Origin of the sequence: Streptomyces sp. WMMB 714 (assembly GCF_900090125.1) — a bacterium.
Lineage (GTDB): Bacteria > Actinomycetota > Actinomycetes > Streptomycetales > Streptomycetaceae > Streptomyces > Streptomyces daqingensis.
On record NZ_FMHJ01000018.1, the window covers coordinates 70,654 to 91,264 of the forward strand.

Sequence of the window (20,611 nt, forward strand, 5' to 3'; positions counted from 1 at the left end):
CATCCGGTGGACGAGGCGGCCACGCCCCCTTGCGCGGCGGCCTCATCCGTCAAGATCATTGGGCGACGCGAGCGGACGCTGTGTCAGTGACGGGTGCGAAGATGCATCCGGCATCGGCGGCACTGTGCGCGGAGCGCGAGCGCGGAAGTGTTGTCCGTTGCGACATGTGTGCCGGGCGCAGCGCGCGGCGGGGCCGACCACCTCGCCGCAAGCCGCAGCAGGCCGGCACACCGGTGTTCTGGACCGGGAGGGCCGATGCAGATCCGGCTGACTGTCACCCTCGGGCCCCGCGGTGGCGGCCCAGGAGCGGGGGAGGCGGCGGCGGTGCCGGGTGCGGCCCCGTCGTGCGACGTCATCGTCAGCGCGCCGTCGGGCACGCCTCTGTCGGCGGTGACCGGCGCCCTGGTCACGACGGCCGCCTCGGCCGCGGGCGCCTCCGGCGCGAGCGGCACGCAGGGCGCCGCCCCCGCCGACTCCTCCCCGGACTCCTCCGCCGCGGTCTACGTGGGCACCGAGCGGCTCGACCCGCACCGCCAGATGCTCGGCGAGCCCCCGCTGGTCGACGGCGCCGTGGTCTCGCTGCACGGCCCCGCCCCCGTCACCACGGCCCCGGCCCTCGCGGCGTACGGCTCGGCGAAGGCGCGGCTGCACGTGACGGCGGGCCCGGACGCGGGCGGCATACACCTCCTGCAGGGCGGCAGGGTCCAGCTGGGGCGCGCGGCGGACGTGGACGTACCGCTCGACGACCCCGACGTCTCGCGGCTGCACTGCGCGATCACCGTCTCCGACGGAGGAGCCGTCACGGTCACGGACCTCGGCTCCACGAACGGCACCTCGCTGGACGGCGCTCCCGTCGGCACGCAGCCCGTGCTCTTCCGCCCCGGCTCGACGCTCCGGATCGGCGAGTCGGTGCTCCGGCTGGAGACGTCGGCGAACGGGACGCAGGCGCAGTACGGCGGTCAGGGCCCCGGCTCCCGGGCCGGCGGAGCGTCCCCGGGCCCGCTCCGCACGGTCCCCGACGGCGCCGGACAGCTGCGGCTGGTGGACGGCGGCCCCCGCAGCGGTGGGTCGGGGGCATCCGGCGATGAGGCCGCACCGCCCGCTGCCCCGTCACCGGCGGGCACCCCCGACAGCTCGCACGGCTACGCGCGCGGAGACGGGCCGTTCCCGGACGCCGGCGGGCCGGACGGCGGGACCACGCACGGCTCCGGACTCGCCCAGCACGCCCGGTACGCCGAGCAGTTCCCCCCGGCCGGGCAGACGGCTCAGCCGGCGCCCGGTTCCGCGCCGGCGGGCCCACATCCGGGCGTACCGGCGGCGCGGAGCCCGGAGCGGTCCCGTCCGCGCGGGCTGGGGGCCTGGGCGCGCCGCTTCGCCGGCGCCCGCCCGGAGGACGAGGCGGTGCGGCGCTCGGGTCCGCCCGGTTCCGGCGCGGCCGTCCCCGGAGCTGCGGCGCAGGTGCCATGGGGCGACGAGCGCTGTCCCGATCCGGCCACCGTGCTGCTCACCTCGCTCGGCCCGGGGCTCCGCCTCTGGGAGCGCGAACCGGATCACCCCGACGCGCTGACCGTCCGGATCGGCACCGCGCACCACAGCGGATCGGATCCCGACGGGCTGCTCACCGTCGGCCTCCGCCGGGCGGGCTCGCTCGGCCTCGCGGGTCCCCGGCCTCGGCTGACGGGGCTGGCACGTTCCGTGGTGGCGCAGCTCGCCGCGCTGCACGGCCCGAGCACTCTGGAGATCGTGCTCCTCTCCGCCGACCGCTCGCGCGAGAGGGAGGAACGCACCGCGGAATGGTCCTGGCTCGGCTGGCTGCCGCACCTCCGGCCGGTGCACGGCCAGGACTGCCGTCTGCTCATGGCCTTCGACCGGGACCAGGCGGCGGCCCGCGCCGCGGAGCTGGTCCGGCGGCTCGACGAGGAGGTGCAGGGCGCACCGGCCCAGGGCCTTGCCGCCGGGCACCGGGCGTCTCCCGGACGGGGCGCGTCCCGGCACTCCGGGCCGTACACGCTGCTCGTCGTGGACGGCGACCCGGGCTCGGCGGAGCTGCGCACCTCGGTCGCCCGCCTCGCGGCGGAGGGGCCCGCCGCCGGGATCCATCTGCTGTGCCTCGCCGAGACCCCGGCCGCGACTCCCTCGTCGCCTCTCTCCGAGACGGTGGAGACGGCGTGCGAGACGTCCGCGGCGTTCCGCGAGTGCGGTGCGCTGGCCCTGCTCAGCGGGGCGGTCGCGACAGCGGTACGGGTGGTGCACCGTCAGCCCGGCGCGCAGACCACACCGCGCGCCCCTGGCGCGCTGGGGACGGTCGGCACCGTCGACGCGGTCTCCGCGGCCTGGGCGGAGCGGTTCGCCCGCGCCCTGGCGCCGCTCCGCGAGCCGGAGGGCACGGCCGTCCGTACGGGCACGGCCTCCCGCGCCGCGGTGACGCTGCCCCGGTCCTCCCGCCTGCTGGACGAGCTGGGGCTGGCCCGCGCCACCCCCGCCGCGCTCCTCTCCCGCTGGGCGGGCTCCGCGCGGCCGGGCCCCGGTCACGCCCGTCTGGTGTTCGGCGCCGGACCGCGCGGCCCTCTGGAGGCCGAGCTGAACGGCGCCAGGGGGCACTGCCTCGTCACAGGGCCCTCCGGTTCGGGGAAGACGGAGCTGCTCCGCTCCCTCGCCGCCGCGCTCTCCGCGGGCGAGCGGCCCGACCGTCTGCGGCTGATGCTGCTGGAGGGGGACGGCGCGGCCCGCGAGGATCTGCGGAGCTGCCTGGATCTCCCCCATGTCCGGGGGCACTTGGCGGCCAGCGACCCGGTGCGGATGCGGGAGTTCGCCCAGGCGCTGAGCGGCGAGCTGAAGCGCCGGGCCGAGCTGATCGGGCCCGAGGGCGACTACGAGAGCTTCGCGGGGGGACCGGTCCGCGCCGTCCGCAGTGCGACGCCCCGTCAGCTCTCCGGGCAGGAGGAGCCCGGCCGTGGCACCGAGCGGGCGGGCGTCGACTCCGCGGACGCCGGACGCGGGGCGTCCCGCGCGACCGCTGGAGCGTTCGCGCAGTCAGCGGCGGGGGCGGGCCGTGAACCCGCCCCGCACGAGCCGGGCGGCGCCCCTGGCGCGGATGCAGGTTCCGCACCGGCGACTCTGCGGCTCCGGGTGCCTGACGGCGACGTGTTCGGCGGGCCCGGGTCCGGGGCGGCCCCGCCGTCCGGACCGGAAGGCGGGGCCGGGGCCGCGAGCGGGGTGCCCGGCCCGTCCGGCGCTGCCCCGTCACCCGACGCTCCGCAGACGGCCGGAAGGCCGGGCGGCACGAGGATTGAACAGCCCACGGTGCCCCCGTCGGTTCCGCAGGGCCGGGCGGCCGCGCACGAGGCCGCGACCGGCGGAGATGACGCCTCGGTCGTTCAACACTTGGAAACATCGACGGGCTCACTTCCCCGACTCGTCGTCCTCGTGGACGACTTCGACACCCTCGTCGACCCCGCGCTCGGCAACCCCGGCCGGCCGGCGGCCGGTTCCGTCGTGCGCGCCCTGGAGGCCGTCGCGCGGGACGGCGCGCGGCTCGGTGTGCACCTCGTGGCGGTGAGCGGCAGCGCGGAGCGCACGGTCCGGACGGCGGTGGCCCGGTCCGCCTCGCTGCGCGTCGAGTTGTCCTGGGCGGGCGGCGGAGGCGGCGCCGGCGAGGAGAAGGCGAGCCCGGGGCGGGGAGCCCTTGTGCACGCCGACGGCAGCGTCACGGCCTTCCAGGCCGGCCGGGTCACGGGCCGTATCCCGCGCACTTCGACGCAGCGCCCCACCGTCGTCCCGCTGGAGTGGGCGAGGGCCGGGGACCCGCCCGCGCGGCGTCCCGTGAGGGAGCTCGGGAACGGCCCCACCGATCTCGCTCTGCTCGCCAGCGCGGTGGGCCGGGCCGCGCGCTCGCTCGGGGTGGACCCACAGGAATCGGACGCCCCCGCAGCGAACAGATCACGGAGTGGTCAAGATGAGGTTCTTGAAAGCTGACAACGTATTGCGAGCCGTCCGCGTTCAGGCGTAGGACTTTGCGCACGGGACTGTGGGAGAGAACTGATGCCCTCATGCCCAGTGACCAAAACGGCGCGGCGGACCGGGTCTCCGGGACCGCGCCTCCGATGGGGACGGCGGGAGCTATGCGTAATACGGTTCGTGCGACTGGTACCTTGAGTACCAGGAGCAACACCAGCATCTTCAACACCAGGGCGACTGCACGTGGCGCTGTGGCGCTCTGCGCCGTCGCAGCCCTGTCACTGACGGCCGCATGCGGCGGCGGCGGTGACAAGGGGGAGGACAAGGGCGGTTCCTCGCAGACTGAGCAGGAGACCGTCAAACTGCCCAAGCTCAAGGGCGAGAAGATCCAGGTCGCCGCCGTCTGGACGGGCGACGAGGGCAAGAACTTCGAGAAGGTCATCGACGCGTTCAAGAAGCGCACCGGTGCCGAGGTCGAGGTCACGCCCACCGGCGACAACGTCGCCACCTACCTGGGCTCCAAGATCGAGGGCGGCGCGCCGCCGGACGTGGCGATGCTGCCGCAGGTCGGCGTGTTGAACCAGTTCGCGGAGAAGGGCTGGCTCAAGCCCCTCGACGACGCCACCAAGAAGCAGCTCAGCAAGAACTTCTCCAAGGGCTGGCAGGAGCTCGGCTCCAACAAGGGCAAGCAGTACGGCGTCTACTTCAAGGCCGCCAGCAAGTCGCTGATCTGGTACAACACCAAGGCCTACGAGAACGCGGGCGTCAGCGAGGCGAAGACCTGGAAGGAATTCCTCACCAACGCGCAGACGATCGCCGACTCCGGCGTGGAGCCCGTCTCCATCGGCGGTGGCGACGGCTGGGTGCTCACGGACTGGTTCGAGAACATCTACCTCTCGCAGGCCGGCCCCGAGAAGTACGACCAGCTCGCCAAGCACGAGATCAAGTGGACCGACCCTTCCGTGAAGAAGGCCCTCACCACGCTCGGTCAGCTCTTCGGCAAGAAGGAACTGCTCGCGGGCGGCAACAAGGGCGCGCTGCAGACCGACTTCCCGACGTCCGTGACCAAGGCGTTCGACGACACCGAGGCGCCGAGCGCGGCCAGCGTCTTCGAGGGCGACTTCGTCGGCATCAACGTCGCGAACGACACCAAGGCGAAGATCGGCAAGGACGCGAAGGTCTACCCGTTCCCGGCCGTCGGCAGCGATGCTCCGGTCGTCACGGGTGGCGACGCCGCCGTCGCCCTGAAGGACAGCAAGGCCGCCCACGCCCTGCTCACCTTCCTCGCCTCTCCCGAGGCCGCCGCTGTCTGGGCGCAGGAAGGCGGGTTCGTCTCGCCGAACAAGAACCTGGACGGCAAGGCGTACCCGGACGACGTCCAGCGTGAGATCGCCAAGGCGTTGATCGACGCCGGCGACGACTTCCGCTTCGACATGTCCGACCAGGCCCCGGCCGCGTTCGGCGGTACCAAGGGCAAGGGTGAGTGGAAGGCCCTGCAGGACTTCCTGAAGAACCCGAAGGACGTGGCGGGCGCCCAGAGCGCTCTCGAGGCCGCCGCCACCAAGGCGTACAAGAAGGACTGACAGCCCGGCGGCACCACCGCCGGTGCCGGGCCCGTCCGATGGGACGGGCCCGGCACCGGCGGCGCCGCAGGCTCTGCGCCCGGCGACGCCAAAGGCCCTCGGCCCTACCTCGCCCTGCACTAACCCGGACCCGGACAAGGGACACCATCGTCATGCCCACCCCCACCCCCACTCCGCCGACTGACGAACCACCAGGGGGCGAAGTTCGTCCCGGTGCCGTCACCGGCACGGAGCCCAAGGACGCTTCCGCCGCTCCGGCGGGCAAGCCCTCTCCGCCCAGCGCCTCAGTGATGCGCTCACGGCCCTGGATAGCCTTCACGTTCCTGCTGCCCGCGCTGGTGCTGCTGGGAGCCCTGGTCGTCTATCCGATCGTGTACTCGATCTTCCGCAGCACCCTCGACGCTTCCGGAACGGGCTTCGTCGGACTCGGCAACTACGTCGAGGTCTTCACCGACGACGACATCCTGACGGCGTTCAAGAACAACATCATCTGGGTCATCGTCGTCCCGTCCGTCTGCACCGCCCTCGGCCTGATCTTCGCGGTGCTCACCGAACGGGTGCGCTGGGGCACAGCGTTCAAGCTCATCATCTTCATGCCGATGGCGATCTCCATGCTCGCCTCCGGCATCATCTTCCGGCTCGTGTACGAGGAGAACCCGAAGCAGGGCGTCGCCAACGCCATCTGGGTCGGAGTCCACGACACGTTCGCCGAGTCCTCCGCCTGGCCCGGCGCGAACCCGCGCCCGAACTCGGAGCTGGCCAAGTCCGGCGGCGGCGACTACACGACCAAGTCGACGGTCTCCGCCTCCGACCCGGCGAACCTCCCGCTGGTCGGCCTCCCGCCCAAGGAGGTCGCGGAAGCCGCTCCGGCCAAGGCCGCGACGCCCGGCAAGAGCGGTGAGGTCACCGGCACCGTCTGGCTGGACTTCGCTCCCGGCGGCGCCGGCAAGCCGGACGTCATCGACCAGAAGGAGAAGGCCCTCAGCGGCATCAAGGTCGAGGCGGTGAAGGGCGGCAAGGTCGTCGCCACCGCGGAGACCGGCGGGGACGGTACGTTCTCGCTCCCCAAGTCCGCCGAGGGATCGAAGCTCCGGCTGCCGGCCGCGAACTTCGCGGAGCCCTACAACGGAATCGAGTGGCTCAGCTCGACTCTGGTGACGCCCTCCATCATCGGTTCCTACATCTGGATGTGGGCGGGCTTCGCCATGGTGCTCATCGCGGCCGGACTCGCGGGCGTGCCCCGTGAGTTGCTGGAAGCGGCACGGGTCGACGGCGCGAACGAGTGGCAGGTCTTCCGCAAGATCACGGTGCCGGTGCTGGCCCCGGTCCTCGGAGTCGTCGTCGTCACTCTGATGATCAATGTGCTGAAGATCTTCGACCTCGTCTACATCATCGCTCCGAGCCAGAGCCAGAGCGATGCCAACGTGCTCGCCCTTCAGCTGTATCTGTCGTCCTTCGGCGCGGGATCGAACCAGGGCGTGGGCAGTGCCATCGCCGTCATCCTGCTGCTGCTCGTCCTGCCGGTGATGGTCGTCAACATCCGTCGCCTGCGAAGGGAGGCACGCCGATGACCGCGGTCAGTGCGGCAAAGCCCGATCCCACCGCCGCCCTCAAGTCGTCGAAGACTTCGCCTCCCCAGCAGGAGAAGAAGACTTCGTTCGCTTCACGGCTGGTCACCGTCACGGGCCACTGGGCCGTCCGGCTCGGCCTCGTCGTAGTCGCCCTCATTTGGCTCACGCCGACGGCGGGGCTGCTGAGTTCGTCGCTGCGGAGCCCTGAGGACATCTCCCTCTCCGGCTGGTGGCAGATCTTCGACCTCAACTCCAGCTTCCCGTGGGTGATCGACGCGGGCCAGCTCACCGGGGCGAACTACGAGTCGCTGTTCGCCAACGAACTGGTGACCGGCTCCCTGTTCACCACGATGCTGATCACGATCCCGTCCACCGTGGCGGTCGTCGTCATCGGCGCGCTCGCCGGTTACGCCTTCGCGTGGCTGGAATTCCCGGGCAAGGACTGGTTCTTCCTGATCGTCGTCGGGCTGCTGGTGGTGCCCGTCCAGGTGGCTCTCATCCCGGTCGCGAAGCTCTTCAACATCGTGGGGCTCTTCGAGACGACGCCGGGTGTGGTCATCTTCCACTGTGCCTTCGGCCTGCCGTTCGCGATCTTCCTCCTCCGCAACTTCTTCGCGGAGATCCCGCGCGAGCTGCTGGAGGCCGCCCGTCTCGACGGTGCCGGCGAGGTCCGGCTGTTCACCCGGGTCGTGCTGCCGCTGGGCGGCCCCGCCGTCGCCTCGCTGGGCATCTTCCAGTTCCTGTGGGTGTGGAACGACATGCTGGTCGCTCTGATCTTCTCGGACGCGAGCAGCCCGCCGATCACGGTGGCCCTGCAGCAGCAGGTCCGCCAGTTCGGGAACAACATCGACGTGCTGGCTCCCGGAGCCTTCATGTCGATGGTGATCCCGCTGATCGTCTTCTTCGCGTTCCAGCGCCAGTTCGTCTCCGGCATGATGGCCGGCGCCGTGAAGTAGCAGCCGGCAAGCGGAACAACTGCACAACGGACGACGCGGAGGCGGACCGCCTCCTCACCTGGCCCGGGCGCGCAACGCCCGGGCCAGGTGCCGGGCCACCACCGGCGGCAGCACCTCGCGGGCTATCCGGCGGGTGCGTGCCCCGGCCCGGAGACCGGACGCACCGCCCGCCTCCGCGCCGTCCCCCTTCCGGCGATCCCGGGCTCCGGCCCGGGATTTCGCATGCCGGGACACCGGAAGGCGTGGAGGCGCGGCCTTGCCCGCACCGACGAGCAGCAGGCGGTGCCCGGCGACGTCCTGCCACTGGAGCCAGCAGTCGCCCCGTTCACGCAGCCGCGCGTACAGCTCGTCCTGGACGGGGCGGGGGTCGCCCCACGTCCCGTAGAACTTCTGCCCGCTGACGCAGACCGGCCGCAGCCCTCCCTCCAGCACGGCCTGCCACGTCGCGCAGGCGACGCCGGGAGTGTGGGACGAGCGGTAGTCGTCCAGTACGACCATCCCTTCGGGCGTGAGCACCCCTCGGGCGGCGCTGATGTCGGGCCGCACGTGCTCGTACAGGTGCGAGGCGTCGATGTGGACGAACCGGCAGCTTCCCGGGGCCACTTCCTCCGGGACGACAGAGGTCGGCGCGTGCAGGATGCGGGGCAACTCGTCATGGAACGAGAGGTAGTTGGTCTCGAACGCCGCGCGGGTCAGCCTCGCGTAGGAGCCTCGCATCTCGCGTTCGTTCCGCTCGGTGGGCGCCTCGGAGCCGAAGAGGTCGCACACCGTGAACGTCTCGCCCTCCCCGAGGTACGCCCGGAGAACGATGGCGCTCCTGCCCATGTAGGCACCCATCTCCAGCAGGTCACCGCGCTGTTCCAGGCGCTGCTGCCGCCGGAGGAACCAGTCGAACAGGACGGCGTCGGTGTTGTGGAACCAGCCGGGCACGTCGTGGAGGGAACGGGGCCGGGGCAACTCCTCGCCGGGGGTCGAGGTGCGCCCTCCCGGTACTCCGGAGGTCGCCGTCGCAGCTTCGTTCGCGGTGCCCTTCATCGCACTTCTCCCTCGGGGCGCGGAGACGGAAAGCGTCAAGAATCCAACTCACCCGGGACGCAGACACCCCGGGTCCTGAAGCCCTGTATACGAGCCGCGCACCCCCGCACGCACGTCTTCACGCCGCCCCCGAGCACGGCTTCCGCAAGCCGACCGCTCCTGGTCACCGGCGGTTCAGCTGCTGTTGGCGGCGGGACATCCCGCCGGGAGGCAAGCCCGGGAGAGGGGTGGGACGCGGCATCAGGCCGCATAACACGTCGACTTCACGCCCTGCTGGCTATATTCACACGGTATATGGACAATACAGGCGCTAGGGTGCAATAAGGATCAGATGCCTTCCGAGTGAATCCAGTGAGGAACGGGCCGCATGAAGATCGTCTTTCTGCTGGACAACGCCTACGGGATCGGCGGAACGATCCGCTCCACGGTGAACCTCTCCCGGGCCCTCGCCGACCGCCACGACGTCGAGGTCGTCAGCCTCCGCCGTACCGTGCGGGAGACCGCGCTCCAGTTCGATCCGCGCGTGACGATGACCCACCTGCTGGAGCTGCGCCGGGACGCCCGCGGATTCGACGGCGACGACCCCCGCTTCCACCAGCCGAGCGTCCGCTTCACCGAGGGCCCCGACCACCTGGAACGCGGCGTCGCGACCCGCCTGGGCGACGTGCGCGTCGAGGAGTTCCTGCAGAACACGGACGCCGACGTCGTCATCGCCACCCGCCCCAAGATCAACGACTACCTCGCGGCATACGGCAGCGACCGCTACCTGCGCATCGGCCAGGAGCACCTGACCCACGCCATGCACAGCGACCACGTCCGCGGCCACCAGGACGCCGCCATCCCCCAGCTCGACGCGTTCGTCACCGTCTCCTACGCCGACGCCGAGAACTACCGGGCCGCCATCACCGGCTCCGGCACCGCGACCGCCCGCGACGACGCCCTCATCACCTGCATCCCCAACGCCGTCCCCGCGGTCGACGTCGAGCCCTCCGACGGCGACAGCAAGCTGATCGTCGCCGCCGGGCGGCTCATCAAGGTCAAGCGCTACGACCGCCTGATCAACGCGTTCGCCCTCGTCTCCGAACGCCACCCGGACTGGCGGCTCCGGCTCTACGGGCGCGGCCGCCAGCAGGCCGCCCTGCGCAAGCGGATCGACCACCTCGACCTCTACGACCGAGCCTTCCTGATGGGCCCGCACGCCCCGATCGAGGCGGAGTGGGCGAAGGGCGCGATCGCCGCCGTCTCCTCCGACGCCGAGTCGTTCGGCATGACCCTCGTCGAGGCCATGCACTGCGGGGTCCCCGTCGTCAGCACGGACTGCCCCTACGGCCCCGGGGAGATCATCGGCAACGGGCAGGACGGACTGCTCTCGCCCCTCGGCCCGACGGAGAAGACGAACGTGCGGGCGTACGCCGACGCCCTGATGCAGCTCATCGAGAACCCCGAGCTGCGCTACCGGATGAGCCGTGCGGCGCTGCAGAAGGCGGAACGCTACTCGCCGGACCGCATCGCCCGCGAGTACGAGCAGCTGTTCGAGAAGCTGGCGTCCCAGCGCCGGACACGTACCGCCGCCCGTCCCGTACAGGACGCGGCCGGCACCGGGACCGCGGAGAACCCCACGGCTCCCGCACCCGCGCCCCTGACCCCGCCCGCCGCCGGCGGGAAGCCGGCGGGCACGAAACCCGCCGGCGCCGCAAACCCCGCCGCCGCGGACGCCGCCACGGCGAAGTCCCCCGCGGGCGCGACGCCCCCGGCCAAGGCGGGCGGAGCAGCCGCCCCCCAGAGCAGCTCCCGGCCCATGCGCCGCCTCGCGCTCCGCACGCTGGGCCCCGTGCTCCGCCCGGCGCTGCGCATGTGGCGGGCACACCGCAGCGCGGCCCGCCCCGCCGCCAAGCTCCGGCGCCCCCTCGGCCGCGCCCGGGTCGCCACCGACGGCTCGGTGGTGATCCGGCTGCTGGCGAAGCGGCTGCCGAAGACCTCGTCCGTGCTGCTCGTGCGGTCGCGGCGCGACAGCGGGGCGCCGCACCGCATCCCGATCCCTCCCCGCAGCGAGGCCGTCGAGGGGTGGGTCGAGGTACGGCTGGAGCGTGCCGCGCACCCGCTCGCCGAGGACCGCTGGGACACGTACGTGGAGCGCGTGGCGGACGGCAAGCGCAAGAGGGTCCAGTCGGAACTCGTCGAGACCGCCCGCCTGCTGACGATGCCCCCGCCCCTCGACGCGGACGGCGTGCTCGGCCCCCGCGTTCCCTACACCACCCTCGACGGCTACCTCGCCGTGCGCGCCTGGCACCGGCCGGGGCACGCCGAAGTCACCTCCGTGGAGCTCGGCCGGCAGGCCGGAACGGTACGCGCCGAGCTGTACGGAGCCGCCGCGCGCGCGGCGAAGGACGGCGAAGGCGCGATCGTCGCCGTCTCCCGTACGAAGGCCGAGCCGGACTTCGAACTGCCCTTCCAGCTCTCCGCCGGGCCCCGGCCCTCCGGGACGCCTGCCCCGACGGCACCGGACGGCTCCGCACCCGCGGCAGCACCCGCGGGCGAGGTACCGGTCCTCTCCTTCGAGCTTCCCTACGACCTGCCGGCCGCGCTCGACTCGGGAGGTTCGAAGGGCGTCTGGGACCTGTGGTTCCGGCCCGGCCCCCAGGGCACGCCGCGCATCCGCTTCGCCCGCCTGCTGGGCGACCTGGCCGACCGCAAGAAGACCGATCTGGTGCCACGCGTCAGGCTCGGCGAGAGCGAGACCGGCCTGTGGTTCTACTTCTCCCTCGCCAACGACCTCGTGTGCGCGCTGCAGCCCCTGCCGGTCGACGAGCCCGCCAGGGTCGCCGCGGCCGTACCGGCCGCCACGGACGCGCAGAGCCCGGGCACCGGCGCCCCCACCGCGTCAGGCGGCACGCCTTCCGGCTCCCGGGCTCAGAGCGCCTCCTCGTCGCCGGACGCGTCGGCCAGCAGCTGACCGGAAGCGGCCCCTGACGACGGCGGGGCCGCTTCGGGGCGCGGCCGGGGGCCGTTCCCCGACCCGGCCCCCTCGAACTGCTCACCGACGAACCGCTCCTCGACGGCCGCCGCGACCGCGGGCGGCTCGGCCGGTCCTCCCGCGAGTCCCTGCGCGATGCCGTCGTCGATACCTTCCGTGATGCCGTCCGCCGGCCCTTCCGCGGCTGCTCGCTGCCGCGCGTCACGGCGGGCCCTGCTGGCCGCCGCGGACGCCCGCAGCTCCTCCACGGCCCGGCCGAACCGCGTCAGCGCGGGCGGATCGTCCGGACCCAGCAGATGCGCCCTGAGTTCGGCGCGCGCCTCCCGCATGGTGTCCGCTTCCGGGTTCCGCACCGCCTCCAGCAGGGCGGGCAGTCCGTCCGCGGCCGGTGTGAGGACCGCGGCCGCCCGTACCGTCGCGAACGCCGTCCTGAAACTCTCCTCGGGGAGTCCGGTGGTGTTGACGACGGCGTAGGGCTTCCCGCTGGTCAGGAAGTCCGACACCACGCTGGAGACATCCGAGACGAGCACGTCGGCCTGGTTGAAGCACGCGTAGATGCCGGGGCGCGGCCCCGCGAGGACCAGATGCTCGTCCGGGGCGTGGGCCCGCCAGAAGCACTCCTCCCAGGCCTCGACGGCTTCGAGGACCCTCGCGGCGGGCGGGTCCACCGGGGCGCGCTGCCTGTCCATGCGTTCGGCCTCGTCCTCGCTGCGGCGGGCGCCCGTCCCCGCGAGGCTCCTCAACTCGGCGGTGCGCCGTTCCAGTTCGGCCGCGGCGGCATCGACCTCCGCGGGCCTGGCACGCCCCGCCGGGTTCCGTCGGACGGCCTCTTCGATCATCGCGCGGATGCGCCGGTCGGCCTCTCCCACCGCCGGATCCACCGAACCGGTCATCGGATGGGGCTTGTACAGCAGCCGCACCCCCGGATCGTCCAGGAGCGCGCGGACGATCCGCTCCCCCGCCAGGGGCAGCGAGGTGTTGCCGGGATCGTCCGTCCACCCCTCCCACGTCGGTGCGTACAGCACGGTCGTACGCGCGTCCGGTGCCGGCGGCCCCGCGCAGGGCCTGATCGGTGCGAGCTGCGGACGTCCGACCTCCACGACGTCCGCGTCGTCCACGCCGATGTCGGCGAGCTGGTAGCGCTCGCGGGCGGCGGGACCGGCGACCCACACCTCGTCGTAGGCCTTGGCGTAGGGGTTGCAGGAGGAGAGCTTGTCGCTCTCGCCGTGGTTGATGAAGGCGTGCTTGATCGTGGGGATGCGCAGCACCTGCGAGGTCTTGCCGGAGTTCGCCGGGTGCAGCATCACCGGCAGCGACGAGCGCTCCAGACGCATCAGATGCGCGACCTTCGGGACGCAGACGATCGGCACGTCGGTGACGTCGATCTGCTGCACCATGAACCGCTCCCGCAGCACGATGAGCGGTCGTCCGCCCAGCTGCTCCAGCGTCGAGAGCCACATGTTCGCCTGGTACGCGGAGGAGACCCCTCCGGAGAAGTACATGCCGACGGTCGGCCTGTACGCGTCCAGCCAGCCGTCCAGCCAGGCCAGCACCTCCTCCTCCCCCGCCGGCCGCCGACCGGGCAGCAGGCGCACCGCCAGCAGCGCGACGCCGCAGACGAGGACGGACCAGCAGCCGAGCGCCGCCGCGGATCCCCACGCCGCCGAGCCCGTCACGGCCGTCGCCGCCAGTCCCGCCGTGACGACGGCGGAGCAGGACAGCAGGCGCAGCGCGCCGAGGCGCCCGAAGATCGCGGGAGGGGCGGGGCCGAGGCGCAGCGAGGACGCGTCGATGTTGCGCGTGACGATCGGCAGCCTCCTGGAATGCCGGACCCGCGCGGCCACCGCCTGGCACACGAAGTGCCCCGCCCAGCAGCCCAGCACCGCGACCAGCAGCAACGTGGCCTGCGGCGGCGGGCCCAGTACGTCCAACCGCGCGAGCCCGGCCAGGAGCAGGGCGTCCCTCAGCAGCTGCCGCACGGGGTGGTAGAGCTGCGCACGGCCCAGACCCCGGGCCAGCGCACGCCATCTGCCCAGCAGCCACGCCTCGGTCGCGACACCGAGGGCGGCACCGGCGACGACGAGAGCCGCCGAGGCGAGTACGAGGCCCAGCAGCTGGCCGAGATAGCCCGCGGCCAGCAGTCCCAGCAGGGTCAGGGCGGTCGCCGTGCGGCGCGAGAGCCGGCGGCCGCGCAGGGCTGCGTTCAAGTCGGTTCGCATGATGCTCCCCTTGACGGTCTCTTCCACTTAAGACCGTCGGAGAGCGCGCAGCGCCCTGGGCAGGGCCGAACGCGTGCCCCGGGCACCGTCAAGGCGGCGGTGCCGGTCCGGGGACACGTACGGCGGCCCTCGTACGGGTGAACCGCACGGGGCCGCCGTCGTGGATGTCCGCGGGCGGGGCTCCGGGCCCCGCCCGCCGGCGTCAGCGGTTGCTGCGCAGCAGCGTGCGCATCGTCCTCATCGCGACCGAGAGATTGGCCAGGTCGAAGGTCTCCGACGACTGGATCTCGTCGAGGGTGGCCCGCGCACGCGTGAGGATGGTGTGGTTCTTCGCCTCCCACTTCTCGTACCGCTGCTCGGGCGTCGCCTTGCCGCCGCCTTCCGAGAGGACGTCCGCGGCGATCAGCTGGTGCGCGGCGTAGAGGTCCTCGCGGATGGCCGCCCGGGCCATCGACTGCCAGCGGTCCGCACGCGGCAGTTCGCTGACGCGCTCCTGGAGCTGGGTGATGCCCAGCCGGTCCGCGAGGTCGTAGTAGACGGCGGCGACGTCGAGGAGCTGCACCCCGGTGCGGTCCGTCACGGCCACCACGTCCAGCGCGGAGAAGGCCGCGGAGAACCCGGCGACACGCACGGCCAGTTCGGACGGCACCCCCGCCTCGTCGAGCCGGTCCAGGATCGTCTGGTGCCAGTCGCGGTCGTCGCCCTTGAGCAGCTTGGGCAGTTCCTCCCAGACCTCCGCGACCCGCTCCTGGAAGAGATCGATGGTCTCGGCGATCAGCAGCGGCTGCGGCCGGTTGTTGAGCAGCCAGCGGGTGCCGCGCTCGACGAGCCGCCGCGACTGGAGCCGGATGCTGGTGAGGACGTCCGCGCTGACGATGTTGTCCAGCGCCTCCGCCTCGTCCCAGATCTCCCCGAGCCGGAAGATGGCGCGGGCCGCGGTGTGCGCCCGGACGATCTCCTCCGTCGAGGCGCCGGTCTCCTCCTTCATGCGGTGCACGAGCGTCGAACCGCCCGTGTTGACCGTGTCGTTGACGAGCAGCGTCGTGACGATCTCCCGGCGCAGCGCGTGCTGGCCGATCTCGTCGGGGAAGCGCTCGCGCAGGGCCTTCGGGAAGTACTCGTAGGCCAGCCGCCGCAGGTACGGGTCGTCGGGCAGCTCGGTCCCGAACAGCTCGTCCGTCACCGTGATCTTGGTGTACGCGAGGAGGACGGCGAGCTCGGGCTGCGTGAGGCCGTGTCCGGCCGCGAGGCGCTCGCGGATCTGCTTGTCGCTGGGGAGGAACTCCAGGCTGCGGTCCAGGCGCCCCTCCTTGCCGAGGCTGCGCATGTACCGGTTGTGCGCCTGCAGCAGGCTGGCCGCGCCCTCGATCGCGTTGGCCAGCGCCGTGTTCTGCGCGTAGTTGTTGCGCAGCACCAGCGCGCCGACCTCGTCGGTCATCTCGGCCAGCAGGCTGTTGCGCTGCTTGACCGTCATGTCGCCGCCCGCGACGACAGCGTTGAGCAGGATCTTGATGTTCACCTCGTGGTCGGAGGTGTCCACGCCCGCGCTGTTGTCGATCGCGTCGGTGTTCACGCGGCCGCCGTGCAGCGCGAACTCGATCCGGCCGAGCTGCGTCAGACCGAGGTTGCCGCCCTCGCCGACGACCTTCACCCGCAGGTCCTCGCCATTGACGCGGATCGCGTCGTTCGCCTTGTCGCCGACCTGAGCGTCGGTCTCGGCCGACGCCTTCACGTACGTGCCGATGCCGCCGTTCCACAGCAGGTCGACAGGCGCGCTCAGGATGGCCCGCATCAGCTCGGCGGGGGTCATCTTCGTGGCCTTCGACTCGATGCCCAGGGCCTCCCGCATCTGCGGGGTGACGGGCACGGACTTCGCGCTCCGCGGATAGACGCCGCCGCCCGCGGAGATCAGCGAGGAGTCGTAGTCCTCCCAGGAGGAGCGGGGCAGTTCGAACAGCCGGCGCCGCTCGGCGTACGAAGTCGCCGCGTCCGGCTGGGGATCGACGAAGATGTGCCGGTGGTCGAAGGCGGCCACGAGGCGGATGTGCTCCGAGAGGAGCATGCCGTTGCCGAAGACGTCTCCCGACATGTCACCGACGCCCACGACGGTGAAGTCCTGCGTCTGGGTGTCGTGGTCCAGCTCGCGGAAGTGCCGCTTGACCGACTCCCAGGCGCCGCGGGCCGTGATGCCCATGCCCTTGTGGTCGTAGCCGGCGGAGCCGCCGGAGGCGAAGGCGTCGCCGAGCCAGAAGCCGTAGGCCTCGGCCACCTCGTTGGCGATGTCGGAGAACCTGGCGGTGCCCTTGTCGGCGGCGACGACGAGGTACGTGTCGTCGCCGTCGTGGCGGACCACGTCCTGCGGGTGGACGATCTCGCCGCCCACCAGGTTGTCGGTGATGTCGAGCAGCCCGGAGATGAAGGTCTTGTAGCAGGCGATGCCCTCGGCCATCCAGGCGTCCCGGTCCGCCGCCGGATCGGGGAGCTGCTTGCACACGAAGCCGCCCTTGGCGCCGACCGGCACGATGACCGTGTTCTTGACCTCCTGCGCCTTCACCAGCCCGAGGATCTCCGTACGGAAGTCCTCACGCCGGTCCGACCAGCGCAGGCCGCCGCGCGCGACCTTGCCGAAGCGCAGGTGCACGCCCTCGACGCGGGGCGAGTAGACCCAGATCTCGTACTCGGGACGCGGCGCGGGCAAATCGGGGATCGCCTGCGGGTCCAGCTTGATCGAGAGGTACTCGTGCGGCTGTGCCGACTCGTCCTTCCCCCCGCCGGTCCTGGTGCCCGCGTCCGCGTTCTGGAAGTAGTTGGTGCGCAGCGTCGCCTTGATGACGGTGAGGAAGGAGCGCAGGATGCGGTCCTCGTCGAGGCTGGCGACCTGGTCCAGCGCGCCGTCCAGCTCCTCCAGCAGCCCGTCGGTCAGTTCGTGCCCGGCCTGCGAGCGGCCCGGGTCGAGACGCGCCTCGAAGAGGTTCACCAGCAGCCGCGTGGTGTGCACGTTGCGGCCGAGCGTGTCCTCCATGTAGCTCGGGCTGAAGGTCGCCCCCGCCTGCCGCAGGTACTTCGCGTACGCCCGCAGCACCATCGCCTGCCGCCACGTCAGACCCGCCGACAGGACGAGGGAGTTGAGCGCGTCGTTCTCGGCGCGGCCCGTCCACACGGCGGCGAACGCGTCCTGGAAGCGCTCACGTGCGTCCTCACCGAGGCCGTGCACGTGTGAGCCGGGCAGCCGGAGGCCGAAGTCGTAGATCCACGCCTTCGTGCGGTCGCTGCAGCGCAGTTCGTACGGCCGCTCGTCGACGACCTCGACTCCCATCGCCTGCAGCGCGGGAAGCACGGCGGAGAGGGAGACCGGCTGGCCGATACGGAAGATCTTGAAGCGGCGCTCGCCGGGGCTCGCCCCGACCGGCTCGTACAGGCTGAGCGAGAAGTCCGACGTGCCGTTCTCCCCGCGGGCGAGCCTGTTGAGGTGCTGCAGGTCGGCGACGGCGGCGCGCGGCGGGAAGTCGGCCTTGTACCCCTCGGGGAAGGCGTTCGCGCTGTACTGGTGGCCCAGTTCGGCGGCCTGCTCCTCGCCGAACTCCGCGTTCAGCGCCTCCATGTAGCCGTCCGCCCAGTTGCGGGCGGCCTCCGCGAGGCGCGCCTCGATGCGGTCGGCCTCGTCGTCCGTCAGCTCCGGAAGCTGCGTCCCCGGCTTGAGGCGGATGACGAAGTGCAGCCTGGTGAGCACCGATTCCGTGTTCCAGACGCTGAAGTCCACATTGCTGCCGCCCAGTTCCTCGGTGAGGATGTCCGTCAGGCGCAGGCGCACCGTCGTGGTGTAGCGGTCCCGCGGGAGGTAGACGAGCGCCGAGTAGTAGCGCCCGTACTCGTCCTTGCGCAGGTACAGCCGCAGCTTGCGGCGCTCCTGCAGGTAGAGCACGGAGGTCGCGATGGAGCGCAGCTCGTCGACGGGGATCTGGAACAGCTCGTCCCTCGGATAGGTCTCGAGGATCTGCAGCAGGTCGCGGCCCGCGTGGCTGTCCGGCGCGAAACCGGCCGAGCTCAGCACCTCGGAGACCTTGCGGCGGATCACGGGGACCCGGCGCACCGACTCCGTGTAGGCGGCCGAGGAGAACAGCCCGAGGAAGCGCCGCTCCCCCACGACGTTGCCCTCGGCGTCGAACTTCTTCACGCCCACGTAGTCGAGGTAGGACGAACGGTGCACCGTGGCGCGGCTGTTGGCCTTGGTGAGCACCAGCACCTGGTGCTCTCGGGCCTTCGCGCGCGCGTCCGCCGGAAGCCGGCTGAACGACGGCGACGCCGGGTGGCCGTCGTCACCGCTGCTGTGCTGCGGATCGGAACGCAGGATGCCCAGCCCCGTGCCCGGGAGGGACTTCAGCGTCAACTCCCGCTCCCCGTCGTCGGCTTCGTCGGAGAGCTCGTACTCGCGGTACCCGAGGAAGGTGAAGTGGTCGTCGGCGAGCCAGCGCAGCAGCTCCTGCGACTCCTCGACCTCCTCCTTGCGCACGTCGTGCGCGACGGGCTCCGACTCCAGCTCGTCGGCGATGTTCAGCGCCGCTTCGCGCATCTTGCGCCAGTCCTCGACCGCCTCGCGCACGTCGGACAGGACGCGCAGCAGATCGCTCGTGATCTGCTTCAGGTCTTCGCGTTCGGTCTCGCGGTCGATCTCGACGTGGATCCAGGACTCGGTGACCGCGTCGTGCGGCAGCTCCCGCTTCTCCTCCACGGACGCGCCGCCGGGGCCGGGGACGAGCTTGTCCCGGCCCGCGTCGAGCACCTCGAGCAGCTTCCCCGTCACGTCGCGGCGGACGATCATCTGAGGGTGGATCACCAGGTGGATTCCGCGCTTCTCACGGGAGAGCAGGTTGGTGACGGAGTCCACGAGGAACGGCATGTCGTCGTTCACTACTTCAACGACGGTGTGCGTGGTGCAGGTCCACCCGTTCTCGTCGACCGACGGGGTGTGCACGCGCACGTTGGCCGTGCCCTGGGGCCGGTTCTGCGCCAGCCGGTAGTGGGAGAAGGCAGCGCCGAGGATGTCCACGGGGTCGCGGCCGGCGAGGTCTTCCGGAGCGGTGTGCAGGTAGTAGCGCTGGAGGAACGCCCGCAGTGCGCCGTTCTCGAGGCCCCGCGCCGGATGCTCCCCCCCTGCGGGGCTCTCTTCAGCTACCCGGGCGGCCTCTTCCAGCCGCTCGGCCTTTGCTTCATCCAGCTTGGTCTGCATGTCCTGGCTCCTGTCGCGCGCCGTTGCGTGACGTCGGTATGGCGGAGGCGCGGCATCGGAGCACGGGATGTCCGTTCAGGCCCGACGCGCGCCGTGAGAGACGACCAGCGGAGGCCCCGGCGCTGTCGCGCGGGGGGCACGGGGCGGGGGCGACGATGCCCGCGCGGGATATAGCGCTGATCACGTGCGTAGGCTATCGCCCCCGTGCCCGGGGCCGTCATGGACCTTATGTGTACAAAATCAGTGGAGACTCTTGGACGAAGTGGACAGCGGACAGCTGGTTCCGCCTCATCTTCGTACGCCGGCTGCCCAGTCGGCAGCCTCGATCGCCTCCTCCAGAGTGTCCACCACGGGCACCCCGGCTGTCTCCAGACTGGCCCGGCTGTGTGAACCGCCCGTGTAGAGCACCGCTCGCGCCCCCACGTGCGCCGCTGCCACCGCGTCGTCGACGGCGTCCCCGATGACCACGGTGTTCTCCGCCTGGACCTGATCCAGAGCGAGCAGATGACGCGCCATCTGCTCGGCCTTCACCCCGCCCGACGGGCCCGTCGCTCCGTCGACGCGTACGAAGTGGCCGTCGATCCCGTGCGTCTTGACGAGCGGAACCAGCCGGTCGTGCGGTGCGAGCGAGCACAGCGACTGCGTGCGCCCCTCGGCCTTCTGCGCCGCCAGCAGCTCCGCGGCCCCCTCGACGAGGCCGGCGTCCCGCGCCCGCAGCCAGTAGTGGCGGTGGAAGGACTCGTCCATGACCTCCCACTCCCGCTCGCTCGGCAGCCGCCCTATGAGCCGCTCGTAGAACCGGGGCACGGGTACGCAGTACAGCTCCCGGTAACGCTCGAGCGTGATCGGCGGAAGGCCGAGCTCCGCGAAGGCAGCGTTCGTCGCGCCGATGACGGCGTGGATGTCGTGCAGCAGCGTGCCGTTCCAGTCCCACACGATGTGGGCGGTGCGCCTGCCCGAATGCCCCGGTTTCATGGAGAAGACCGTACGTCGGGGGTCTGACATTCCGACACGGGGTTCCAGGACAGCCGGCGCCGCGCCGTGCACCCCGCCGCCGCGCCCCGCCGCGGAAAGGCCGGGTGCGTGGGC

9 protein-coding genes are annotated in these 20,611 nt (G+C 71.9%); 5 read left to right on the forward strand and 4 right to left on the reverse strand.

Annotated features, from left to right (window positions below; all coding sequences use genetic code 11):
• Nucleotides 1–255: 255 nt before the first annotated feature.
• The 4 genes from H181DRAFT_RS26490 (at nucleotide 256) to H181DRAFT_RS26505 (ending at nucleotide 8,067) form a co-directional block, all read left to right on the forward strand.
• The gene (locus H181DRAFT_RS26490) at nucleotides 256–3,975 is read left to right on the forward strand and encodes an FHA domain-containing protein (protein WP_045866972.1); all 3,720 of its coding nucleotides are present in this window, start codon (nucleotides 256–258) and stop codon (nucleotides 3,973–3,975) included.
• Nucleotides 3,976–4,151: 176 nt separating this feature from the next.
• Complete coding sequence (locus tag H181DRAFT_RS26495) at nucleotides 4,152–5,540, forward strand: ABC transporter substrate-binding protein (RefSeq protein ID WP_254666979.1); 1,389 nt, start codon at nucleotides 4,152–4,154, stop codon at nucleotides 5,538–5,540.
• A 290-nt stretch (nucleotides 5,541–5,830) separates the two neighbouring features.
• Nucleotides 5,831–7,111, forward strand: a complete 1,281-nt coding sequence (locus H181DRAFT_RS26500) for a carbohydrate ABC transporter permease (protein ID WP_045866973.1) — start codon at nucleotides 5,831–5,833, stop codon at nucleotides 7,109–7,111.
• Nucleotides 7,108–8,067 (forward strand): carbohydrate ABC transporter permease, encoded by a 960-nt coding sequence (locus H181DRAFT_RS26505; RefSeq protein ID WP_045866974.1) that lies wholly within the window; start codon nucleotides 7,108–7,110, stop codon nucleotides 8,065–8,067. Before H181DRAFT_RS26500 ends, H181DRAFT_RS26505 begins: the two co-directional genes overlap by 4 nt.
• A gap of 54 nt (nucleotides 8,068–8,121) precedes the next feature.
• Here the strand turns inward: H181DRAFT_RS26505 and H181DRAFT_RS26510 are convergent, their stop codons facing one another.
• The gene (locus H181DRAFT_RS26510) at nucleotides 8,122–9,102 is read right to left on the reverse strand and encodes a class I SAM-dependent methyltransferase (RefSeq protein WP_078895999.1); all 981 of its coding nucleotides are present in this window, start codon (nucleotides 9,100–9,102) and stop codon (nucleotides 8,122–8,124) included.
• A 367-nt stretch (nucleotides 9,103–9,469) separates the two neighbouring features.
• Here H181DRAFT_RS26510 and H181DRAFT_RS26515 point away from each other — a divergent pair, with 367 nt between their 5' ends.
• On the forward strand, nucleotides 9,470–12,055 hold the full coding sequence (locus H181DRAFT_RS26515; RefSeq protein ID WP_045866975.1) for a glycosyltransferase family 4 protein: 2,586 nt from the start codon (nucleotides 9,470–9,472) through the stop codon (nucleotides 12,053–12,055).
• On the opposite strand, the gene H181DRAFT_RS26520 is transcribed toward H181DRAFT_RS26515, so the two are convergent.
• The 3 genes from H181DRAFT_RS26520 to H181DRAFT_RS26530 all read right to left on the reverse strand — a co-directional run bounded on the left by H181DRAFT_RS26520 (nucleotide 12,013) and on the right by H181DRAFT_RS26530 (nucleotide 20,497).
• Complete coding sequence (locus tag H181DRAFT_RS26520) at nucleotides 12,013–14,295, reverse strand: hypothetical protein (protein ID WP_139131764.1); 2,283 nt, start codon at nucleotides 14,293–14,295, stop codon at nucleotides 12,013–12,015. The two genes, H181DRAFT_RS26515 and H181DRAFT_RS26520, sit on opposite strands and share 43 nt — an antisense overlap.
• Nucleotides 14,296–14,497: 202 nt before the next feature.
• Nucleotides 14,498–19,522, reverse strand: coding sequence for an NAD-glutamate dehydrogenase (locus H181DRAFT_RS26525; protein WP_045866976.1), 5,025 nt, complete (start codon nucleotides 19,520–19,522; stop codon nucleotides 14,498–14,500).
• 288 nt (nucleotides 19,523–19,810) lie between these two features.
• Entirely contained in the window at nucleotides 19,811–20,497 is a 687-nt protein-coding gene (locus H181DRAFT_RS26530) for an HAD family hydrolase (RefSeq protein ID WP_045866977.1), read from the reverse strand.
• Nucleotides 20,498–20,611 lie beyond the last annotated feature (114 nt).